General features: G+C 42.0%; 23 protein-coding genes. 16 read left to right on the top strand and 7 right to left on the bottom strand.

The window, feature by feature from the left end:
* Positions 1 to 84: 84 nt before the first annotated feature.
* Positions 85 to 1,263, bottom strand: coding sequence for an MFS transporter (locus MHB41_RS14465; protein WP_286072006.1), 1,179 nt, complete (start codon positions 1,261 to 1,263; stop codon positions 85 to 87).
* A 218-nt stretch (positions 1,264 to 1,481) separates the two neighbouring features.
* On the opposite strand from MHB41_RS14465, the gene kapD reads away from it, so the two are divergent.
* Positions 1,482 to 2,099 carry a 3'-5' exonuclease KapD gene (gene kapD / locus MHB41_RS14460; RefSeq protein WP_061110011.1) on the top strand — a complete coding sequence of 206 codons (618 nt, stop codon included), beginning with the start codon at positions 1,482 to 1,484 and terminating at the stop codon, positions 2,097 to 2,099.
* Here kapD and MHB41_RS14455 read toward each other — a convergent pair.
* Complete coding sequence (locus tag MHB41_RS14455) at positions 2,096 to 2,488, bottom strand: kinase-associated lipoprotein B (protein ID WP_061110010.1); 393 nt, start codon at positions 2,486 to 2,488, stop codon at positions 2,096 to 2,098. The genes kapD and MHB41_RS14455 overlap by 4 nt on opposite strands.
* A gap of 92 nt (positions 2,489 to 2,580) precedes the next feature.
* Between MHB41_RS14455 and MHB41_RS14450 the strand changes: the two genes are divergently transcribed.
* Complete coding sequence (locus MHB41_RS14450; RefSeq protein ID WP_034282549.1) at positions 2,581 to 2,760, top strand: hypothetical protein; 180 nt, start codon at positions 2,581 to 2,583, stop codon at positions 2,758 to 2,760.
* Here MHB41_RS14450 and MHB41_RS14445 read toward each other — a convergent pair whose 3' ends face one another.
* The gene (locus MHB41_RS14445) at positions 2,761 to 4,053 is read right to left on the bottom strand and encodes a HAMP domain-containing sensor histidine kinase (protein WP_070325962.1); all 1,293 of its coding nucleotides are present in this window, start codon (positions 4,051 to 4,053) and stop codon (positions 2,761 to 2,763) included. It lies immediately after the preceding gene.
* Positions 4,054 to 4,186: 133 nt separating this feature from the next.
* Positions 4,187 to 5,362, bottom strand: coding sequence for a MalY/PatB family protein (locus tag MHB41_RS14440; protein WP_268422650.1), 1,176 nt, complete (start codon positions 5,360 to 5,362; stop codon positions 4,187 to 4,189).
* 83 nt (positions 5,363 to 5,445) lie between these two features.
* Between MHB41_RS14440 and MHB41_RS14435 the strand changes: the two genes are divergently transcribed.
* Positions 5,446 to 5,706, top strand: coding sequence for a YugE family protein (locus tag MHB41_RS14435; protein ID WP_024423298.1), 261 nt, complete (start codon positions 5,446 to 5,448; stop codon positions 5,704 to 5,706).
* Here MHB41_RS14435 and MHB41_RS14430 read toward each other — a convergent pair.
* Entirely contained in the window at positions 5,703 to 6,527 is an 825-nt protein-coding gene (locus MHB41_RS14430) for an alpha/beta hydrolase (protein ID WP_224426588.1), read from the bottom strand. The two genes, MHB41_RS14435 and MHB41_RS14430, sit on opposite strands and share 4 nt — an antisense overlap.
* A 175-nt stretch (positions 6,528 to 6,702) precedes the next feature.
* On the opposite strand from MHB41_RS14430, the gene MHB41_RS14425 reads away from it, so the two are divergent.
* The 3 genes from MHB41_RS14425 to yugI all read left to right on the top strand — a co-directional run bounded on the left by MHB41_RS14425 (position 6,703) and on the right by yugI (position 8,988).
* Positions 6,703 to 7,203 (top strand): Lrp/AsnC family transcriptional regulator, encoded by a 501-nt coding sequence (locus MHB41_RS14425; protein WP_003213765.1) that lies wholly within the window; start codon positions 6,703 to 6,705, stop codon positions 7,201 to 7,203.
* On the top strand, positions 7,204 to 8,397 hold the full coding sequence (locus tag MHB41_RS14420) for an aminotransferase (protein ID WP_024423296.1): 1,194 nt from the start codon (positions 7,204 to 7,206) through the stop codon (positions 8,395 to 8,397).
* A 198-nt stretch (positions 8,398 to 8,595) separates the two neighbouring features.
* On the top strand, positions 8,596 to 8,988 hold the full coding sequence (gene yugI / locus MHB41_RS14415; protein ID WP_008345795.1) for a S1 domain-containing post-transcriptional regulator GSP13: 393 nt from the start codon (positions 8,596 to 8,598) through the stop codon (positions 8,986 to 8,988).
* A gap of 234 nt (positions 8,989 to 9,222) precedes the next feature.
* Here the strand turns inward: yugI and MHB41_RS14410 are convergent, their stop codons facing one another.
* The gene (locus tag MHB41_RS14410; protein ID WP_003212952.1) at positions 9,223 to 9,459 is read right to left on the bottom strand and encodes a DUF378 domain-containing protein; all 237 of its coding nucleotides are present in this window, start codon (positions 9,457 to 9,459) and stop codon (positions 9,223 to 9,225) included.
* Positions 9,460 to 9,603: 144 nt separating this feature from the next.
* Here MHB41_RS14410 and MHB41_RS14405 point away from each other — a divergent pair, with 144 nt between their 5' ends.
* The 5 genes from MHB41_RS14405 to MHB41_RS14385 all read left to right on the top strand — a co-directional run bounded on the left by MHB41_RS14405 (position 9,604) and on the right by MHB41_RS14385 (position 14,304).
* On the top strand, positions 9,604 to 10,767 hold the full coding sequence (locus tag MHB41_RS14405) for an iron-containing alcohol dehydrogenase (RefSeq protein ID WP_061110006.1): 1,164 nt from the start codon (positions 9,604 to 9,606) through the stop codon (positions 10,765 to 10,767).
* Positions 10,768 to 10,888: 121 nt separating this feature from the next.
* Positions 10,889 to 12,061, top strand: a complete 1,173-nt coding sequence (locus tag MHB41_RS14400; protein WP_034282532.1) for an iron-containing alcohol dehydrogenase — start codon at positions 10,889 to 10,891, stop codon at positions 12,059 to 12,061.
* Between the two features lie 126 nt (positions 12,062 to 12,187).
* Entirely contained in the window at positions 12,188 to 13,543 is a 1,356-nt protein-coding gene (locus MHB41_RS14395) for a glucose-6-phosphate isomerase (protein WP_041107612.1), read from the top strand.
* Positions 13,544 to 13,654: 111 nt separating this feature from the next.
* Positions 13,655 to 13,873: a spore germination protein gene (locus MHB41_RS14390; RefSeq protein ID WP_046313371.1), complete on the top strand. Its 219-nt coding sequence runs from the start codon at positions 13,655 to 13,657 to the stop codon at positions 13,871 to 13,873.
* Between the two features lie 29 nt (positions 13,874 to 13,902).
* Positions 13,903 to 14,304 carry a YugN-like family protein gene (locus MHB41_RS14385; protein ID WP_024423291.1) on the top strand — a complete coding sequence of 134 codons (402 nt, stop codon included), beginning with the start codon at positions 13,903 to 13,905 and terminating at the stop codon, positions 14,302 to 14,304.
* Here MHB41_RS14385 and MHB41_RS14380 read toward each other — a convergent pair.
* Complete coding sequence (locus MHB41_RS14380) at positions 14,301 to 15,287, bottom strand: potassium channel family protein (protein ID WP_046313373.1); 987 nt, start codon at positions 15,285 to 15,287, stop codon at positions 14,301 to 14,303. The two genes, MHB41_RS14385 and MHB41_RS14380, sit on opposite strands and share 4 nt — an antisense overlap.
* Positions 15,288 to 15,413: 126 nt before the next feature.
* Here MHB41_RS14380 and MHB41_RS14375 point away from each other — a divergent pair, with 126 nt between their 5' ends.
* The 5 genes from MHB41_RS14375 to MHB41_RS14355 all read left to right on the top strand — a co-directional run bounded on the left by MHB41_RS14375 (position 15,414) and on the right by MHB41_RS14355 (position 19,298).
* Positions 15,414 to 15,638, top strand: coding sequence for a hypothetical protein (locus MHB41_RS14375; protein WP_024423289.1), 225 nt, complete (start codon positions 15,414 to 15,416; stop codon positions 15,636 to 15,638).
* An 81-nt stretch (positions 15,639 to 15,719) separates the two neighbouring features.
* On the top strand, positions 15,720 to 16,394 hold the full coding sequence (locus MHB41_RS14370; RefSeq protein ID WP_024423288.1) for a zinc metallopeptidase: 675 nt from the start codon (positions 15,720 to 15,722) through the stop codon (positions 16,392 to 16,394).
* Positions 16,395 to 16,442: 48 nt separating this feature from the next.
* Entirely contained in the window at positions 16,443 to 17,735 is a 1,293-nt protein-coding gene (locus MHB41_RS14365) for a hemolysin family protein (RefSeq protein WP_024423287.1), read from the top strand.
* A 113-nt stretch (positions 17,736 to 17,848) separates the two neighbouring features.
* Positions 17,849 to 18,250: a secondary thiamine-phosphate synthase enzyme YjbQ gene (locus MHB41_RS14360; RefSeq protein ID WP_034282527.1), complete on the top strand. Its 402-nt coding sequence runs from the start codon at positions 17,849 to 17,851 to the stop codon at positions 18,248 to 18,250.
* A 16-nt stretch (positions 18,251 to 18,266) separates the two neighbouring features.
* A complete protein-coding gene (locus tag MHB41_RS14355) occupies positions 18,267 to 19,298 on the top strand; it encodes a nitronate monooxygenase (RefSeq protein WP_061110005.1) in 1,032 nt (343 codons plus the stop codon).
* Positions 19,299 to 19,313 lie beyond the last annotated feature (15 nt).

The raw sequence follows: 19,313 nt of genomic DNA, 5'->3' as shown, positions 1-19,313 counted from the left end.
CGAGAAGGTTATTTTTAGAAAAGAATGGGCGTGAAGTCTAGTGAATAAGGCTTTTACGCAAGAAAAAAGAGTATCTGAAGATGATCAGACACTCCTTTCATTCGTCTTCGCATGCGAGCGGACCGCCCATAAAAATAACGCACCAAACAGAAAAATGCCGGCAGTGACATAAAAGACAGCTGGAATCCCGTAATGACTCGCCACAATGCCGCCGATCACCGGACCGACGACATTCCCAAGAAAACGGAAGCTGACATTGTATCCGAGCACTTCCCCTTGCATAGAAGCAGGTGCTTTGATCCGGATATACGCCGTCGTACACGGAATAATTCCGCCAAGTGCCATCCCGTATAGGAAACGGAAAATGACTAACATGACGTATGAATCCGCCATCGCTTGCGGGATGAATAAAATAGAGGAGAGGATGAGAAGGGCAAGCAGCACCTTGTCGTGACCAATTCGATCTCCGAGATCCCCCCATTTTCGCGTGAACAGCAAATTGCCAAGTCCAGTTGCAGAAAAAGCAAGCCCCGCATAAAAAGCGAGATTGACAGGACCATGTAAATCATGAATGTATAAAGCCAAAAGCGGCTGTATGCTAAAGTTCCCTACCTGCGTAATAAACGTTAAAAGCATCGTGACCACAAGCAAAGGCTGTTTGAAAATGTGAATGAGTACATCCTTCCGTGAGTAAGAAACTCGCTTTGCTTCATTTGACCGGATCGGCTGTTCCTTTACTCCGAAGATAATCACAATAGCTGACACATAAATGACAGCCGCTGTGAGGAAAAACGTATAAATAAATCCGACGCTGTCTGCCATGAATCCGCCCATTAACGGACCAAACAATCCTCCGGCGACATTACTCATCTGCATCGTTCCGAGGGTTTTACCGGCAGTTGCCTTTTCAGTCTGTGCAGAAATCAGTGCCATTGAAGTCGAGATAAAGCCTGTGACAAGCCCCATGAAGAGCCTTAGTGCAAATAGCTGATACACGGTGTGCACAAGCCCCATTAATAGAATACTTGTGGCGATGCCAATACCGTTAATTAATAATATCTTTTTATAGCCATGCCGGTCGCCAATCCGCCCCCAAATCGGAGAAATCAGGAAGGCTGTTAAAAACGTGACCCCAAAGACATAGCCGCTCCATCTTTGAACAAATTCATTTGAATAGCTGCTATCAAGAGATTCTATGTAAAGTGATAAAAAAGGGACGATCATTGTAATACTCGCAGATACAAAAAAGTTCACAAACCACATGATGTACAAGTTTTTCTTCCTGTTTGTGATAGAGACCACCTTCTTTATTTATTTCGTGTTCCTTAATAATTATAAAGGAAAATAAACGATCTTTCATCAGATGAATAGGTTGGGCATAGTGAATCTGCATTATTTTCACGAAAATGAAGTGATTTCAAGGTCCGTCTTAATATAATGGTATGAGAATGAAAAGCTGACGAAAAAGTGAGGTGAAACTGGTGGAACAGAAGACGGTGCTTGTGGTCGATTTTGAATTTACGATGCCTGATGGAAAATATCATCCACAAAACTTTTTTCCTGAAATTATTGAAGCTGGGGCAGTGAAAGCAGCAGATGAAACGATCATAGACACATTCTCTAGCTACGTCAAACCGAAAAAGTTCCCGAAGCTGACGAAGCGCTGTAAATCTTTCCTCGGAATTACGCAGGAGGATGTAGAGAGCGGGATTTCATTTGAGGCGTTTATCGAGAAGCTCGTGTCACTTGATGGGGGAGAGAATTGTGAGATTATTACGTGGGGCAACATGGACATGAAGGTACTGAAGCAAAATTGTATGCTCAATCATATTACCTTTCCTTTTAAGGGGAAGCTGAGGGATCTGGCTTTTGAATATAAAACCTTTTTTGGTGACCGCACACTGACAGGGCTTCGAAAAGCGGCAAAGGAATACGGCAGTGAAGGAGCTGGTAAGCATCATAAAGCACTCGATGATGCCATGACGACTTATCAGCTGTTCACCCTTTTTGAAAAAGACAGAGCCTATGTGGAAAATCCGCAAACAACCAAAATTGGTGAGCTGATCGATTTCTCACATTTTTTTGATTCGGCTGATTAGCGGATGTCTTCTGGAAAATAATCTTTTTCAAGAGAAGATAGGCACGCTCTTGATTTTTCAGCCCATTTAGAATCATCCGCACGGAGTGCTTGTTTCAATTTATCTACAGCTTCTTTCAGTGACTCTTCATAATCAGGTATATCGCCATCATAAGGCTTCACCATATGATGAGGGATATTTGTCTGTTCTCTATAGGCCAAAGCCCGCCTCTCTTGGAAAAAAGGCACGTCTGCTTCTTTCGGATGATGCAGGTCGCCTTGAGTGGGATGTGTCAGAACGGCTTTTACTTGAACGAGATAGGTCGATGGTTTCACTGCTGTCACTTCCCCAACATATACACCTGTTTTATAAAAACCTTTCACAACTTGTCCAATTTGAATGTCTGTCATGTGAAATTCCTCCATTTCCTTCTCATCGGAAGGTATTTCATTTCTTTTAGCCAATATAGTGAAGTAAACGAGCAAAAGGGGGGGAATGGCGAATGATGTCGTTCATCGTACTTTTTCTACTATATTTTCCTGAAGATAAAAGGGAGTACATCCCAGCGGCTATCACCACGGTGATTTTCTTTATTGCTGCATTTATTTGTTTTCGGCTCATCGTTCGTGCATCTAAGAAGCAGGAGCGCATAGATGAAAAAAGAACAAAAAAAATGGATTAATCATTTTCTTCTTGTATCTTCAGGAAATTTCACGGTGACGGTTGTTCCAGATTGCAGCGAGCTTTTGAAACGAATGGTTCCATGGTGATTTTCAATAATAGAAAAAGTCACTGTCAGCCCAAGCCCAGTCCCTTTATTTTTCAAGGTGTAATAGGGTTCGCCAAGCTTTTTCATTTGGCTTTCTGTCATACCTACACCGTTATCAACGAAATAAAGGCAGATCTTATGATTTTCTTTTGAAGCAAAAAGTTCTATTTTCCCTTCATGTTCAGGAGCCGCTTCTATCGCATTTTTGATTAAATTAATCATGACTTGCTTGATCTTCGTTACATCCCCTTGAATGTATAAGTCAGGTTCAATGGATTGATGAATTGTGACCGATTTAAAATTCGCATAGGATGTCATCAGTGATGCACATTCCTCAAGTAATTTAGAGAGATTAAGAGATTCAATTTGATAATAGTTTTGTTTTGCAATGTCAAGATAGCTCGTGATAATGTCCTGCGCACGGTCTAACTCGGACAGAACGAGATTCTTATAATCTTTATTAGCAGGTGGTTCTTTTGTATTATCACTCGAAAAGAGCAATTGAATAAAGCCTCTCACAACTGTCAGCGGATTGCGTACTTCATGGGCAACGCTTGCAGCAAGTTCACTTACAATGGTCAGTTTTTCTGACTGGACAAGCTGTGATCTCATTTCCGCATTTTCTTTCACGAATTCAATGGAATAGATACTGAGCACAAGAAAGAATATGTAGTAAAGAGTTGAGAAAAATAACTCAAGGAGCTTTTGCTGCATAATAAAAGCTGGGTTGTATGCCATTAAGCTGACCGCAAGCAGGCCAATGTAAATAAAGAATCCTTTGGATAAACCGATAAGCACTCCGTAAAACAGCTTATTTGGCTTCGAATATTGATGCCATTTTCGGTAGAACAGGAATGGGATGAAAAAGTAAATTGGGACAACGATGAGCCCAATCCATAAGAAAGAGCCGTACATCACGAATTTGACAATGATGCTTATCAAGATGGCAACGATTCCCGCCATATATCCTCCGTATAAAATAGCAAGTACAAGGGGAATGGATTGAAGCCCAGTCTGCAAATCTAAAATCGAACCAACTGGATACATAATACATAGTGCTGAAGAGATGGATGCGAATACTGTGATGAGCAGTTTATTCGTTTTTGGGAAATGAGCAGGGGTCCGGCTTAACCATAGCGCATGATATAAAAAGATTGGAAATAGAATAAAAGATACATGGAGCAGAAAATCCTTGAACATTTCCATTTAAATGCTCTCCTCGTAAATAATTGTAATTCCTCTCATTATATCATTTCATGTACAAAGTAGATATGATAAAAGGAGGGTTTTTTTCTTTAAAAAGAACACCCGTTAGGATGTTCTTTCTATCGTATAGGTCTTATTCAGCTGATAGCGTGAACGCTTGGTGGAGACGTTTCAGTCCTTCTTTGACTGTTGCAGCAGGACAGCCGAGATTCATCCGAATAAAGCCGTCTCCTTCGTGTCCGTACACGTGGCCAAGCTCTAGGATCACTTTCCCTTTTTTCAGCAGATTCCGTTTCAATTCCGCTTGACTGAATTGATAATCCCGAATGTCCAGCCATAATAAATAAGAAGCATCTGGTTTCATATAACGCATATTTGGAAGATTTTCGTCGATATAGTCCATCGCCGTCTTCATATTGCCTTCGAGATAAAGAACAAGGGCATCAAGCCACTCATCCCCGTGTCGGTATGCTGCTTCCATCGCTGGAATCGCAAAGGCATTCAGTTTGGACAGTCCGTTTCTTTGCACTTCATTGTTGAAAAGGGTTCTTCTTTCTTTATCTGAAATGATAATAGCAGATGCCTGAAGCCCCGCTAGATTAAAGGTTTTACTCGGCGCAATACACGTTACCGTGATATGTGCAATGTCGTCAGAAAGGCTGGCGAAGGGCACATGCTGTTTCCCGTAAAGCATCAAATCCGAGTGAATCTCATCTGAAACGACTGTGACTCCATGCTTCACACATAGGTCTCCAACTCGCTTTAATTCCTCTTTTGACCATGCTCTTCCGGACGGATTATGCGGATGGCAAAGGAACATGAGCTTTGCTTTTGGTCTGCTCAGTTTTTTCTCTAAATCATCAAAATCCATCATATAGCGGTTGTTTTCTATTTTTAAAGGATTGGTTGAGACTGTACGGCCATTTCGCTCAATCATTTGATAAAAAGGTGTATACACTGGTGACTGTATAACTACTTCGTCGTGCGGTGCTGTAAAGGCTTGAACAGCAAAACTAAGTGCCGTTACGATTCCTGGTGTGAAGGTGACGGCATCTGTCTGGATTGTCCATCCATGTCTTCTTTTGAGCCAGCCAGCGACTGCCTGCTGCGTATCCTGATCCTGAAATGCATAGCCAAATACACCGTGATCTAATCGCTCTTTCAATGCATCAAGGACGACCTGCGGTGCTTTAAAATCCATATCGGCCACCCACATCGGAAGGGCATCTGTTGTCAGGAACAAAGACTCTGCCTGATCCCATTTCACTGATTTTGAACCTTTACGTATGATCTGTTCGTCGAAATTCATGAAACCCACCTCTAGCTGTTTTTCAACCATTCTTGGTTGTGCTAAAATAAACATCACAAAATTTATTATAAGCGGTGATACCGATGAAAGATAGTCAAGCTGTAGAAGAGATGATTCAATTCATTAAGGCATGGGACCCTTTTCATTATGGAGAGGATTTTTATGAAACGGAGCCTGCTGACGTCATCAGTGCATTATACGACGCAGAAGACCCGTTATCTTTAGCAAAAGAGATTCAAGCCATCTACCATCACTCATTTGAACAGCTTCTTCCGATAGAGAGCTGTCAGCATATAGCGAATCAGCTTTTTGTCATACGAGACAGCAGCTCCTGTTCACGCTAAGACAGGCTGAAATGTCCGATTTGATCAGACACAAAGACCGGATTTTCCTCAGGGATGAGGTGCCCGGTTTTTTTTAATGCATGTAAGGTCGAATTTGGCAGATCTTTATGCAGTCTTTCGCCTATTTGAATGGGAACGATTCGATCTTCCTCGCCCCAAATGAGCAGCACGGGTGTTTCCATTTTCTTCAAAATGTCCGAGGTTAAATCTCCTTCCCGGTGCCGAATCAAACGAAAGATCCCCCGAAAGATTTGATCATCTGAAAACGGCTTTAAATATCCGTCGACCATCTCTTGATCAATGATGGAATGATCATGTACAACAGCCGTTAAATTTTTCATAATGCCCTGCTTTAAAAGTTTTCTTTTTAGATACAGATAAAAATAAGGAATATATGTGCTGTAAACAAGTGATCTTTTTGACTTATTCAAGTAGCCTGAGCTGCACAATAGAACCGCCTTTTCAAATAGATCCGGCCGTTCAGTAGCAGCGTATAAGGCGATTTGTCCGCCCATTGAATGGCCCACTAGAATTGCATGCTGAATCTGTAAATAACCAGCTAGCTCTATAATAATTTTTCCCATGTTGCGATAGCTGTAAATAAACGTATTCGACTTCTCGGACTGTCCAAATGGCGGTAGATCAATCGCAATTAAATTGAAGTCCTGTTTCAGAAGCGGGATGAGCTTTCGATAGCTGAAGGTAGAAGAGAAGAGACCGTGAATTAAGATCAATGTTTTCTTGCCTTCATTTGGATAGTGCTCGTAATAGATATCTAAACCGAATGTACTTTTCATATAAGCTGGCTGCACAATGTCCACATTCTTCACTCCGATACTTGATACTCTCTCTGTTAGGTGACTGTATTGTACCCTAAAAAGTGGATTTTAAGCTATCATTAGAATCTTTTCCCTGCTTAGCATAATGGGAAAAACGTGCTATAATGTTCAGAAGATTTTTTAAAACTAGCTTTTATAATCTGAGGTGTGAAATCAAATGAAACTAACAGAAAAAGAAACTGAAATATTAGAGATTTTAGATGAAAACAGCCGCGCCGATTTAAATACAATTGCAAAAATGGCAGGCGTGACAACAGAAGAAGCCGAAGCCATCATTCAAAAACTTGAAGATCAAAAAGTTATTATTGATTATTCAACCATGATTGACTGGCGAAAAGTGGATGGTCATGAAGGCGTTACAGCAATGATTGATGTAAAAGTGACACCAAAAAGAGGCGTCGGATTTGATGAAATTGCTGAACGGATTTATCGGTTTCAGGAAGTGGAGTCTGTCTATCTCATGTCAGGTGTTTACGATCTTTCCGTTGTGATCCGCGGAAGATCAATGTCTGATATTGCCCGCTTCGTATCTGAAAAATTATCGACACTTGATTCCGTTGTTTCAACAACTACCCACTTTATTTTGAAAAGATATAAACATGATGGGAAAGTGTTTGAAACAGGAGACGATGACAAAAGAATCGTGGTGTCTCCTTAAATGAAAAAGTCTTATTTATCTGAAACGGTACAAAGCATTCAGCCGTCAGGTATTCGGAAATTTTTTGATTTGGCAGCCACAATGGAAGGGGTTATCTCCCTTGGTGTCGGTGAGCCGGATTTCGTGACAGCTTGGAATGTCAGAGAAGCAAGTATTATGTCATTAGAACAAGGGCTAACCTCTTATACGGCGAATGCAGGTTTAATTTCTTTGCGAAAAGAACTGAGCCACTATTTATATAAGCGGTTTCACATTGATTACAGTCCAGAAGAAGAACTCATTATCACAGTTGGCGGAAGCCAGGCACTTGATTTGGCCTTTCGTGCGATTTTAAACAGCGGGGATGAAGTAATCATTCCAGAGCCTTGTTTCGTAGCATACGGGGCACTTACGACACTAGCAGGCGGAGTGCCTGTCTATTTAAGTACAACCGCTGAAAAAGATTTCAAAGCAGATTCTGCTGATCTTCGCACAAAGCTGACGCCGAAGACAAAAGCCATTTTGCTTTGCTCGCCATCAAATCCGACTGGGTCTGTTTATTCAAAGGAAGAGCTTGAAGATATTGCTCAATTTGCGAAAGAGCATGACCTACTCATTATTACGGATGAGATTTATGCAGAGCTGACGTACGATGAAGCTTTTACAAGCGTCGCGGCTATTCAAGATATGAAGGAAAGAACGATCTTGATTTCGGGCTTTTCTAAAGGGTTTGCCATGACGGGCTGGCGCTTAGGATATGTGGCAGCACCACCTGTACTGCGGGATGCCATGCTGAAAATACATCAATATTCTATGATGTGCGCACCGGCGATGGCACAATATGCGGCAGAAGAAGCATTAAAAAATGGGCTTGAAGATGTAGAGAAAATGAAGAAAAGCTACAGAAGACGCCGTAATTTGTTTGTCGGCTCCTTAAATGAACTAGGACTGACATGCCATCAGCCAAACGGAGCGTTTTACGCGTTCCCATCGATTAAAAGCACAGGCATGACTTCAGAACAATTTGCTGAGGAGCTGCTCCTTAGTGAAAAAGTCGCTGTTGTGCCTGGGAATGTATTCGGACCGAGCGGTGAGGGTCATATCCGCTGTTCATATGCTTCGTCACTTGATCATCTTCAGGAATCACTTTCAAGAATTCAGCGATTTTTGCAGGCTCGACAAGTGAAGGAAGAAGCATCAGCCATTTTAAAATAAAAAAAGGCATCAATCCAAATGGACTCATGCCTCACAAATTAGGGGGGAATACTAGAAAGCATTCTTGTTTTCAGGTATTCCCCCTTTTGTTCTCATCTAAACCCATTTAAAAAATATTTTGCGTAACTGCCCGTTCTGTGATATAGTTTTTAATTGCGTATAAACGAATATTAAAACATTTATTTAGGAGTTGTTATCATGGCGACAAAGTTTGAAGTAGGCAGTGTTTACACTGGTAAAGTAACAGGATTACAAGCGTATGGTGCGTTTGTTGCATTAGATGAAGAAACTCAAGGACTTGTGCATATTTCTGAAGTAACACATGGCTTTGTAAAAGACATCAACGAGCACCTTTCAATTGGTGACGAAGTACAAGTAAAAGTTCTTTCTGTTGATGAAAATGCAGGTAAAATCAGCCTTTCTATCCGTGCGACACAAGAAGCACCTGAAAGAAAAGAAAGCAAACCAAAGAAACAAAGACCACAGCAAGTGAAAGAAGAAGCTGCTGCACCACAAGGTTTCAATACGCTTAAAGATAAACTTGAAGAGTGGATTGAGCAATCAAACCGTAAAGACCTTATCAAGAAATAATAAAAAAGCACCGCTTCAAACGGTGCCTTAGATTGTTGACAAAGGGCTAAAATTTTAGCCCTTTGTCTTCTTTTTCAGCGTGATAGAAAACCTTTGAAGTCAAGGAAGAGCGGCTACTTTTGCGGACGAATTTAGAATTCGTGAGCACCAGCGCGCAGACCTGACAAAGAATGCGAGGGTTTGTCTACATGCTGAGGCTGCCTCATGTAGGCAGCCTTTTTTATGTCTTTTTATTTAACGAACTTCTGGGTTCGGCTCGTCACGGCGAACAGCTTCTTCGCTTGGTTTGAACAACAGACCAAGGTTGACAAGACCTGCAATTCCAACAAGACCATAAATAATACGTGATAATGCAGAACCTTGTCCGCCAAAGATCGCTGCTACTAAGTCAAATTGAAAAAAGCCGATTAGTCCCCAGTTAATAGCACCGATAATCGTGAGCACGAGGGCAATACGCTGAATAGCACTCATCGTGATTCCTCCTTTCGCTACAGCATCAATACATTTATATTTTGCAGATTTTTAGCCAAACTATGCGTAAGAAAATGGATGAAAGCAAATTACTTTACTTTTGGAATGAATGAGACGCATAATGTAGCGCGAGGAGGAGATCACATGGATCGATTTACTTATTGGAACCCAACGAAATTAATTTTTGGAAAGGGAGAAGTATCAGCCCTTTCAGATGAACTCAAACACTACGGAAAAAACGTATTACTTGTATATGGTGGAGGCAGTATTAAACGAAACGGCCTTTATGACCAAGTTGTCAGCATCCTAAAAGAATCAGGAGCTGCAATCACTGAACTTGCTGGTGTGGAGCCTAACCCGCGCTTAACAACAGTAAGAAAAGGGATCGAACTGTGCAAAGAGAACGACATTGATTTTATTTTGGCAGTTGGCGGCGGCAGTGTCATTGATGCGACGAAAGCAATCGCAGCTGGTGCGAAGTACGATGGAGATGCTTGGGATATCGTGACACGCAAGCACGTCCCAATGGAAGCTATTCCGTTCGGTACTGTGTTAACACTTGCCGCAACAGGCTCTGAAATGAACTCTGGATCAGTCATCACAAACTGGGAAACAAATGAGAAGTATGGCTGGGGAAGTCCAGCAGTTTTCCCGAAATTCTCTATTCTTGATCCAGTCAACACATTCACTGTGCCTAAAAACCATACGATTTATGGCATGGTTGACATGATGTCACATGTGTTCGAACAATATTTCCATCACACAGAAAATACACCTTACCAAGATCGTATGTGTGAAGGACTTCTTCGCACTGTCATTGAAACGGCACCGAAGTTGATCAACGATCTAGAGAACTATGAGCTCCGTGAAACGATTTTATTCACTGGCACAATTGCGCTTAATGGCATGCTTTCAATGGGGGCACGTGGTGACTGGGCTTCTCATAACATTGAGCATGCAGTATCAGCTGTTTATGATATCCCCCATGCAGGCGGTCTTGCAATCTTGTTCCCGAACTGGATGAAACATGTGATTCAAGAAAACCCAGGCCGTTTTAAACAATTAGCGGTCCGTGTATTCGATGTAGATCCTGCGGGCAAAACAGATGAAGAAGTCGGCTTAGAAGGAATTGACAAGCTGTCAGCTTTCTGGACAAGTCTTGGTGCACCAAGTCGTTTAGCCGATTATGACATCAACGATGAGAAAATTGATTTAATTGCAGACCGTACAATGGCACGCGGTGAATTTGGCCAATTTAAAAAGCTGAACAAAGAAGATGTTTTAGCCATTTTGAACGCTTCTTTATAATTGAACAATAAAGGGATAGCTGCTTGCGGGCAGTTATCTTTTTTTGAGTTCATCGTGTACATATGTTACAGTAGTCTTTCATGTTTTTGGATATATTCGTTGTAAGGAGATGTTTCAACAGATGGAGAATTTTATTTACTATAATCCAACAAAATTGATGTTTGGAAAAGGACAGCTAGAAGGACTCAAAAGCGAACTCGCTCGTTATGGAAAACGAGTGTTACTTGTATATGGCGGAGGCAGCATTAAGAAAAATGGTCTTTATGACAATGTCATCAGTGCGTTAAATGAAGCAGATGCAGAAGTGTTTGAGCTGTCTGGCGTTGAACCAAACCCGCGCCTCACAACAGTGAAAAAGGGAATCGATATCTGCCAAAAGGAGAACATTGATTTCTTATTAGCCGTTGGCGGCGGAAGTGTGATCGACTGTACAAAAGCAATTGCAGCCGGAGCAGAGTATGACGGTGATGTGTGGGATATTATTTCAAAGAAAACAACCGCTCAAAAAGCACTGCCGTTTGGCACAGTGCTGACACTTGCAGCAACTGGTTCAGAAATGAATCCAGACTCTGTCATCACAAACTGGGAAACGAATGAAAAATATGTGTGGGGCAGCTCTGTCACTCACCCAGCTTTTTCAATTCTAGACCCTGAGCATACGTATTCTGTGCCAGAAAACCAGACGGTGTATGGTATGGTCGATATGATGAGCCACGTTTTTGAGCAATACTTCCATAATGTGAAAAACACGCCTTTACAGGACCGGATGTGTTTTGCTGTTCTTCAAACAGTCATCGAGACAGCACCAAAACTGCTGGAAGACTTACAAAACTATGAGCATCGTGAAACGATTCTATATGCAGGAACGATTGCTTTAAATGGCACGCTGCAAATGGGTTACTTTGGCGACTGGGCGTCCCATACGATTGAGCATGCTGTATCGGCTGTCTATGACATTCCGCATGCAGGCGGGCTTGCTATCCTCTTCCCAAACTGGATGCGCCACACGCTCGATCATAATGTAGAACGTTTTAAAAACCTTATGCTGAACATGTTTGACATCGAAACAGACGGAAAGTCAGATCGTGACATCGCATTAGAAGGGATCGACAAACTGTCAGCGTTCTGGACAAGTCTCGGTGCACCAAGCCGTTTAGCGGATTATGATATTGGTGAAGATCAGCTGGACAAAATTGCCGACATTGCAGCAAAAGAAATGGAATACGGTGGTTTTGGTAACTTTATGAAACTTAACCGTGATGATATTCTATCCATTTTGAAAGCTTCTTTATAATCCAGATTGCCGCTTCTCATCCAGAGAAGCGGCTTTTTGCCATGCCAGTGACGATCACTTGATTTCAAAAGCTAGTTCCGCTAAAGTGAAAGGGACAGAACTAACGTAATGGAGGGCTTACAAGCGATGACACATATTCAATTTGACTACTCGAAAGCGTTACCTTTCTTTCAAGAACATGAGCTTACATATTTAAAAGATTTTGTGAAGGTAGCCCATCATAATATTCATGAACAAACGGGTGCAGGCAGTGACTATTTAGGCTGGGTGGACTTGCCGAAGCAATATGACCGCGAAGAATTTGCCCGCATTAAAAAAAGTGCAGACAAAATTAAATCTGACTCTGACGTCCTGCTCGTTGTCGGAATCGGCGGGTCATATCTAGGGGCACGTGCCGCGATTGAATTTTTGAACCATTCTTTCTATAACACTTTGCCAAAAGGCAAGCGCAAAACACCGCAAATCATTTTTATTGGAAACAACATCAGTTCTTCTTATTTAACAGATGTAATGGATCTATTGGAAGATGCAGATTTCTCCATTAACGTGATTTCAAAATCTGGTACAACAACAGAGCCAGCCATTGCGTTCCGCATCTTTAAAAAGCTCCTCATTGAAAAATACGGTGCTGAAGAAGCGAAAAAACGTATTTATGCGACAACTGACAAGGCACGCGGTGCACTTAAAACATTAGCAACTGAAGAAGGCTACGAATCATTTATCATCCCGGATGATGTTGGTGGACGCTATTCAGTATTAACAGCAGTCGGTCTTTTGCCAATCGCTGTGAGCGGTGCAGATATTGATCAGATGATGGAAGGTGCAGCAAAAGCAAGCGAAGACTTCGCTTCATCGGAGCTTTCTGAAAATGCGGCTTACCAATATGCTGTCGTCCGCAATGTCCTTTACAATAAAGGCAGAACGATTGAAATGCTGATTAACTATGAGCCAGGTCTGCAATATTTCGCAGAATGGTGGAAGCAATTATTCGGTGAAAGTGAAGGGAAAGATGAAAAAGGAATCTATCCTTCATCTGCTAACTTCTCAACAGATCTTCATTCACTTGGCCAATATGTTCAAGAAGGAAGAAGAGACTTGTTTGAAACAATCGTGAGTGTAGACAAGCCTCGACATGAGCTTGTAATTGAAGCAGAAGAACAAGACCTTGATGGCTTGAACTATCTGGCAGGAAAAACGGTTGATTTCGTCAATAAAAAAGCATTTGAAGGAACGATGCTTGCCCATACAGATGGAAAAGTACCGAACCTTATCGTGACAATTCCTGAGATGGATGCTTATACATTCGGATACCTCGTGTACTTCTTTGAGAAAGCATGTGCGATGTCAGGATATTTACTAGGCGTCAATCCATTTGATCAGCCTGGAGTAGAAGCTTATAAAGTGAATATGTTTGCTTTACTAGGAAAACCAGGCTTCGAAGAGAAAAAAGCTGAGCTTGAAAGCCGTTTAAAACAATCATAAGAACAAAAAGCACACCTTTTCATAAAGGTGTGCCTTTTTTGTTTTCTTCAGGTTCCTGTGCAAGCTTTCCTGTGTGCTGTACATAGAATAATGAATGGAGGAGGGTGAAAAATGAGGACGAATCATATATATATTCATGATATTTCTGGGCAGGCGATCGTTAACTTTGGCAATGTCGGACGCATTTGTTCTAAGAGTGCTACGAAGGAAACAGCGGGTTCCGGCAGTGATAACGAGACGAATCAATCATCCAATCAAAGCCTGTTTGATGCCGCGTTTACAAACAATGTACAAATCACGAGGGGGAAATGTATGAATTCCTCTCTTTAACGAACCCTATACAAAAAGGAGGGTTTCGTATGATTCATGTACCATCCAGGTTGCCTGGTGAAAGCTTTTCACTTTACCATTTAGAAGAAACGATGAAGCCGCTCGGTTATGTCATTAATGGCAACTGGGATTATGATCACGGGTATTTTGATTATAAAATTGATAACCGTGATGGCTATACCTTTCTCAGAGTTCCTTTTACAGCCGAGAAAGGCCAGCTCGATCAGCCAGGTGTTGTGGTGAAAATGGGACATCCATTTCTCTTAAAGCATGTCTATCAAGATAAGTTAGATGATCATGCGATGGTTGGAAATGTGGGTGCATCCTTTAATCAATTCCAAGAACCAAAAGAGAAAGATGGGGATGTATCAAAGGCTTATGCTGAGATTGGCTTTTCGCTCGTCAAGGAATTAGAAGACGCACTGCTTTAAAGGCTGATCAATTCATCCTCTGGATGAAGCTCATAGCCAAAGGGAGGATTCATCATGGGTCCTTCTTTTTTTTGTACGCCAACGATAATTACATGATGCTCTAGAAAGTGATGGAGCGCCGTTAAGAATGTTTCTCCAGCCAATGAAGCCGGTACAGGTATGATGGTGACGTGTTTATGCAGCGTCATATGTCGTTTTTTCTTAAACGCCGTAAGCTGTTCCTTTATCAGAAAATGTTCAACCATTAAATGATTGACAGCATCAGAGGTATGAATGACTTGGTTAGCGCCAGCACGCTCGGCATTCTTCACGTAACGATCTGTTAAGATTTCAATTAAACAATATAGAGAAGGGTTTAATCCTTTTGCTGCAAGTAAGGTTAAAACACTCTGCATATCGGCTGTCACTTCATTTTCATGCTGATCTGCGGTAATCATGATTGCATCTGCACCGGTAATGTTGGCTTTACGCAGTGTGACATCTTCGGTCCCATGTCCTTTAATAAAATGAACATTTTCCAAAAGAGGCCCTTCTTTCAAGGAGTCATCAATCAGCACAATCGGCATGGCTGGATCAATCGTTTGAAACGACTGAAGCAGTTTGTTCGTTTTCTCATTCCAGCCGACGATAATGAGGTGTCCTTTCCCCTTAAAGGCTACCTTGCCTTCAACATAATGGTGCTGCTTGCTGAACACAGCGGCGGCAAGTGTGGCGAAATAAGCGGTGACAAAGCTGGCTCCGATAAAAATGAGCGCCATACCTGCCACCTGCCCTGGCATGGTTTGCGGCACAAAATCACCGTAGCCAACCGTAGAGACTGTAATGAGTGCCCACCAGATCCCATCAAAGATTGTATGATACTGCTTCGGTTCAAGTAAAACGATTAATTGTCCAAAAAAGAGAAGCAAGAAACAGATGATAATGGCAATTCGAAGATAAAGTGGCCACCTTAGCCAAGCGATAAAGATACGGTTTGATTTCATCGGACTCTTCCTTTCAGGAGACTGCTAATGTCAGTATGCCCGATTGAGGAAACATTTTTTCATCTTCGTCATGTATTGAAATAGAACCCATATCTTAAAATAAGGGAGAAGAAGGAGGGAATTCGAATGTCGTTTGTTCAAAAGACCGTACTTCTTTTTATTGGTGTGCACTTTTTATCATCAGCTGTCATCTTACTCGTGTTTGATTTAAATGCTGTGAATCATTTTATGAATGATTTTTCATGGCTGCACTTTTTTCAAGACCTTTATGGTACAGGGACCTTTTATACAGCTTGCTTAGGTGTGTTCTTCTTTTTCATTGGTGCGGTTATTCCCCTAAAAAAGACCTAGTGCTTTTTGCTGTACATGGTACATAAAAGTCATTAAAATTGTAAATAAATATATAAAATAAAAAGGAAGCTGATGAGCATGCTGTTTTTTTATTTTTTAACGTTTGCCGCATTGGGTTTATCATTTTGGGCACAATTTAAAGTGAAGAATAATTTTGAAAAGTATTCAAAGGTGGAAGCATCCAGTATGAAAACAGGTGCTGAAACCGCTCGATATATTTTAGATCGCAACGGGTTATACGACGTGCCTGTTGAACCGGTAAGAGGAACTTTGACTGATCATTACGACCCGACGCAGCGTGTGGTTCGTTTATCTGAACCTGTGTACTACGGCCACTCCATTTCGGCCATTTCAGTCGCATCACACGAGGTTGGACATGCCTTGCAGCATCAGGAATCCTATGGTGCGCTTGTTTTGAGACATAAGATCTTTCCTGTCGTGAACTTTGCATCTGGAGTTGCTCCGCTTCTTTTCCTTGGTGGAATTTTGCTCAGCAGCCTTAACTTAATCGGGCTTGGGATCATTTTGTTCTCAGCAGCTGTATTCTTTCAGCTTGTGACATTGCCTGTCGAGTTTAATGCAAGTTCTCGTGCAAAAGATATCATTGTTTCAGAAGGAATCATTAGAAGCAGTGAAGAAAGAGGCGTGAACAAGGTGTTAAATGCTGCAGCTCTGACGTACGTAGCAGCGGCCCTTGTCTCCCTGTTTGAATTGCTCCGTTTTGTAATGATCTTCCTAAATGGCCGTAATGATTAATTGATGCCAGAGGAGGTGAGCCCTTACCATTGTTAGGTAAGGGTTTTTTTGTACATTTTAAACGTATTTTTAGTCATATTACTCATTGCTGCGACAGCATTTTTTGTTGTCACTGAATTTGCGATTGTGAAAATTAGAGGCTCTAAAATCAACCAGCTGATCGAAAGCGGGGATAAGAGAGCCATTCATGTTCAAAAGCTGATATCAAATCTTGACGAGTATTTATCCGCCTGCCAACTTGGCATTACCATCACGGCTTTAGGTCTAGGATGGCTGGGTGAGCCGACGGTGGAGCATTTTCTGCATCCGCTGTTTGAAAAAATCGGGCTTCATTCTGCATTGACTGACATCCTTTCGTTTATCATCGCATTTGTGATCATTACATTTTTACATGTCGTTGTGGGAGAACTCGCGCCTAAAACAATTGCCATTCAAAAGGCAGAGGCGGTCAGCCTTGTGACAGCAAAACCACTCATCTTTTTCTATAAAGTCATGTACCCGTTTATTAAGGCATTAAATGGGGCTGCACGAAGCATCGTGAAATTATTTGGTTATCATTCTGTCAAAGAACATGAAGTGGCGATCAGTGAGGAAGAATTGCGTCTCATTTTATCTGAAAGCTATGAGAAGGGTGAGATTAACCAATCTGAGTACAAATATGTGAATAAAATCTTTGAATTTGATAACCGAGTGGCAAGAGAGATCATGATTCCGCGTACAGAAATTTCAGCTATAGAGATTGAACAGACCTTAGAAGACGTGACCCATTATATGCTGAACGAAAGGTACACACGCTACCCTGTTATTAAAGAAGACAAAGATCATGTGATTGGTGTTATTAACAGCAAAGATGTATTTAAGGCCAGCTTTCTAAATCAAGATGTATCGATTGAAGACTTAATGCGTCCGGTGATCCGAGTGATTGAAAGCACCCCTGTTCAAGAATTGCTCATTTTGATGCAAAAGGAACGGATTCATATGTCAGTGCTCGTAGACGAATACGGAGGTACAGCGGGACTTGTCACAGTGGAGGACATATTAGAGGAAATTGTCGGAGAGATTCGAGATGAATATGATCAGGATGAAACACCTCACATCGTTAAAAAAGGTGATTTTCATTATGTGATGGATGGGAAAGCATTGATTGATGAAGTAAATGATTTATTGGATTTAGCCATTGAGAATGATGATGTTGATACAATTGCTGGCTGGATGATGACGCATAAATTTGATTTTGACATTGGGGATACGATTGAAGCAGAAGGCTGTGAATTTACGATCATTGATGCTGAAGACCACCATATTCGAACCATTGAAGTCAAAAAGGTTCACTTTTCTTAAAAACCTCGCATTGCTTGACGAGGTTTTTTTGCTTGGTAAACTTTAGATAAGAAGATTTGTTTCACATAAAAAGGGTATGGTTTTTATAGAAACGTGAAAAAGGAGCAGCTCATATGAAAAAAATCAATCTACAAACAGACAGACGCGATGATATGATCGACGTCACACATGAGGTTCTCCAATATGTCAGGGAAACAGGCATACAAAACGGAACTGTCATCGTCTATTGTCCACATACGACAGCAGGGATCACCATTAATGAAAATGCGGATCCAGATGTGAAACGAGATATGCTTCGCCGGCTTGATGAAGTTTTTCCGTGGGAACATCCAAAGGATCGCCATATGGAAGGAAATACGGCTGCACATATGAAAGCGAGTTATATGGGGGCGTCTCAGCATGTTCTCATTCATGATGGAGATCTTGTGCTTGGCACGTGGCAGGGAATCTATTTCTGTGAGTTTGACGGGCCGAGGCATCGTCATTTTTATGTACAAGTGTCGTCAAACGAGTAAGAGATGGGGGAAATAAATGGGGGACATCAAAAAGTTACTGCAAATCGAACATGGAATCATCCAAGCACCAATGGCAGGAGGAGCTGTGACACCGCAGCTGGCAGCCGCTGTTTCAAATTACGGAGGGCTTGGCAGCTTGGCAAGTGGATATGTGCAGCCTGACGATTTGAGACAGCAGATTAGACAGGTCAAACAGCTGACATCTTGCCTGTTTCAGGTCAATGTGTTTGTACCAGAGCCAATTCCAGATGTGAAAAAAGAGGATGTGGCGTTTTGGGAGAAGAGACTGCCTGTATGGCCCGAAGCTCATAGGATGTCAAGCGAAGAAGAGTTGTGGGATGATTTTGAACGGAAAATCAACATTCTTCTGGAAGAAGACGTTCCGATCGTTTCCTTTACATTCGCCTGTCCAAATGAACAAACGATTCACCACCTAAAACAAAAGGGAATCTTTTTAATCGGAACGGCGACAACAAAAGAGGAAGCACTGCTTCTAGAGGAAAAAGGAATGGATGCCATTGTGCTGCAAGGAAGTGAAGCAGGGGGACATCGCGGCACATTTTTACATGCAAAAGGAGACGCCTTGGTGGGGCTGATCAGTCTGATCTCTGACGTCAAACCGCTCTGCCGTGTGCCTTTGATAGCTGCAGGAGGCATCACGAACCGATTAGGTATGAAAGCAGCGCTAGCGCTTGGAGCGGATGCGGTTCAAATCGGCACACGATTTTTAGCCAGCCAGGAAAGTGCTGCGGCAGAGGTATACAAGAAAGCCATTTTAAAGGCAGAAGGCAGTGAAACGAGGGTGACAAGGCTTTTTTCTGGGAAAAGAGCGAGAGGTATTGTGAATCAGTGGATGGAGGATGAAAGTCTGCATGAAGATAGGGTTCTTCCTTACCCAGTTCAGCATCTATGCACAACACCGATGCGAAAAGCAGCTGCTGCCGGAGGTAACCCTGATCAAATGGCTCTGTGGGCAGGACAGGGCGTTGGACGTATTCACTCGATTTTAAGCGTTGAAGACATCATGCACGAACTGACGCAGACATAAAATCATGATGGGTGG

This window comes from Bacillus sp. FSL H7-0578, assembly GCF_038630855.1.
In the GTDB taxonomy this organism is placed as follows: Bacteria; Bacillota; Bacilli; order Bacillales; family Bacillaceae; genus Bacillus; species Bacillus safensis.
Note: the sequence above shows the minus strand (reverse complement) of the source record. Positions and strands in the feature narration are given on the sequence as shown.

Coding starts and splice junctions, on each gene's coding strand:
- MHB41_RS14465 (WP_286072006.1), bottom strand. CDS start 1,263: ATGTGGTTTGTGAACTTTTTTGTATCTGCGAGTATTACAATGATCGTC.
- MHB41_RS14455 (WP_061110010.1), bottom strand. CDS start 2,488: ATGACAGACATTCAAATTGGACAAGTTGTGAAAGGTTTTTATAAAACA.
- MHB41_RS14450 (WP_034282549.1), top strand. CDS start 2,581: ATGATGTCGTTCATCGTACTTTTTCTACTATATTTTCCTGAAGATAAA.
- MHB41_RS14445 (WP_070325962.1), bottom strand. CDS start 4,053: ATGGAAATGTTCAAGGATTTTCTGCTCCATGTATCTTTTATTCTATTT.
- MHB41_RS14440 (WP_268422650.1), bottom strand. CDS start 5,362: ATGAATTTCGACGAACAGATCATACGTAAAGGTTCAAAATCAGTGAAA.
- MHB41_RS14435 (WP_024423298.1), top strand. CDS start 5,446: ATGAAAGATAGTCAAGCTGTAGAAGAGATGATTCAATTCATTAAGGCA.
- MHB41_RS14425 (WP_003213765.1), top strand. CDS start 6,703: ATGAAACTAACAGAAAAAGAAACTGAAATATTAGAGATTTTAGATGAA.
- MHB41_RS14420 (WP_024423296.1), top strand. CDS start 7,204: ATGAAAAAGTCTTATTTATCTGAAACGGTACAAAGCATTCAGCCGTCA.
- yugI (WP_008345795.1), top strand. CDS start 8,596: ATGGCGACAAAGTTTGAAGTAGGCAGTGTTTACACTGGTAAAGTAACA.
- MHB41_RS14410 (WP_003212952.1), bottom strand. CDS start 9,459: ATGAGTGCTATTCAGCGTATTGCCCTCGTGCTCACGATTATCGGTGCT.
- MHB41_RS14405 (WP_061110006.1), top strand. CDS start 9,604: ATGGATCGATTTACTTATTGGAACCCAACGAAATTAATTTTTGGAAAG.
- MHB41_RS14400 (WP_034282532.1), top strand. CDS start 10,889: ATGGAGAATTTTATTTACTATAATCCAACAAAATTGATGTTTGGAAAA.
- MHB41_RS14395 (WP_041107612.1), top strand. CDS start 12,188: ATGACACATATTCAATTTGACTACTCGAAAGCGTTACCTTTCTTTCAA.
- MHB41_RS14390 (WP_046313371.1), top strand. CDS start 13,655: ATGAGGACGAATCATATATATATTCATGATATTTCTGGGCAGGCGATC.
- MHB41_RS14385 (WP_024423291.1), top strand. CDS start 13,903: ATGATTCATGTACCATCCAGGTTGCCTGGTGAAAGCTTTTCACTTTAC.
- MHB41_RS14380 (WP_046313373.1), bottom strand. CDS start 15,287: ATGAAATCAAACCGTATCTTTATCGCTTGGCTAAGGTGGCCACTTTAT.
- MHB41_RS14375 (WP_024423289.1), top strand. CDS start 15,414: ATGTCGTTTGTTCAAAAGACCGTACTTCTTTTTATTGGTGTGCACTTT.
- MHB41_RS14360 (WP_034282527.1), top strand. CDS start 17,849: ATGAAAAAAATCAATCTACAAACAGACAGACGCGATGATATGATCGAC.
- MHB41_RS14355 (WP_061110005.1), top strand. CDS start 18,267: ATGGGGGACATCAAAAAGTTACTGCAAATCGAACATGGAATCATCCAA.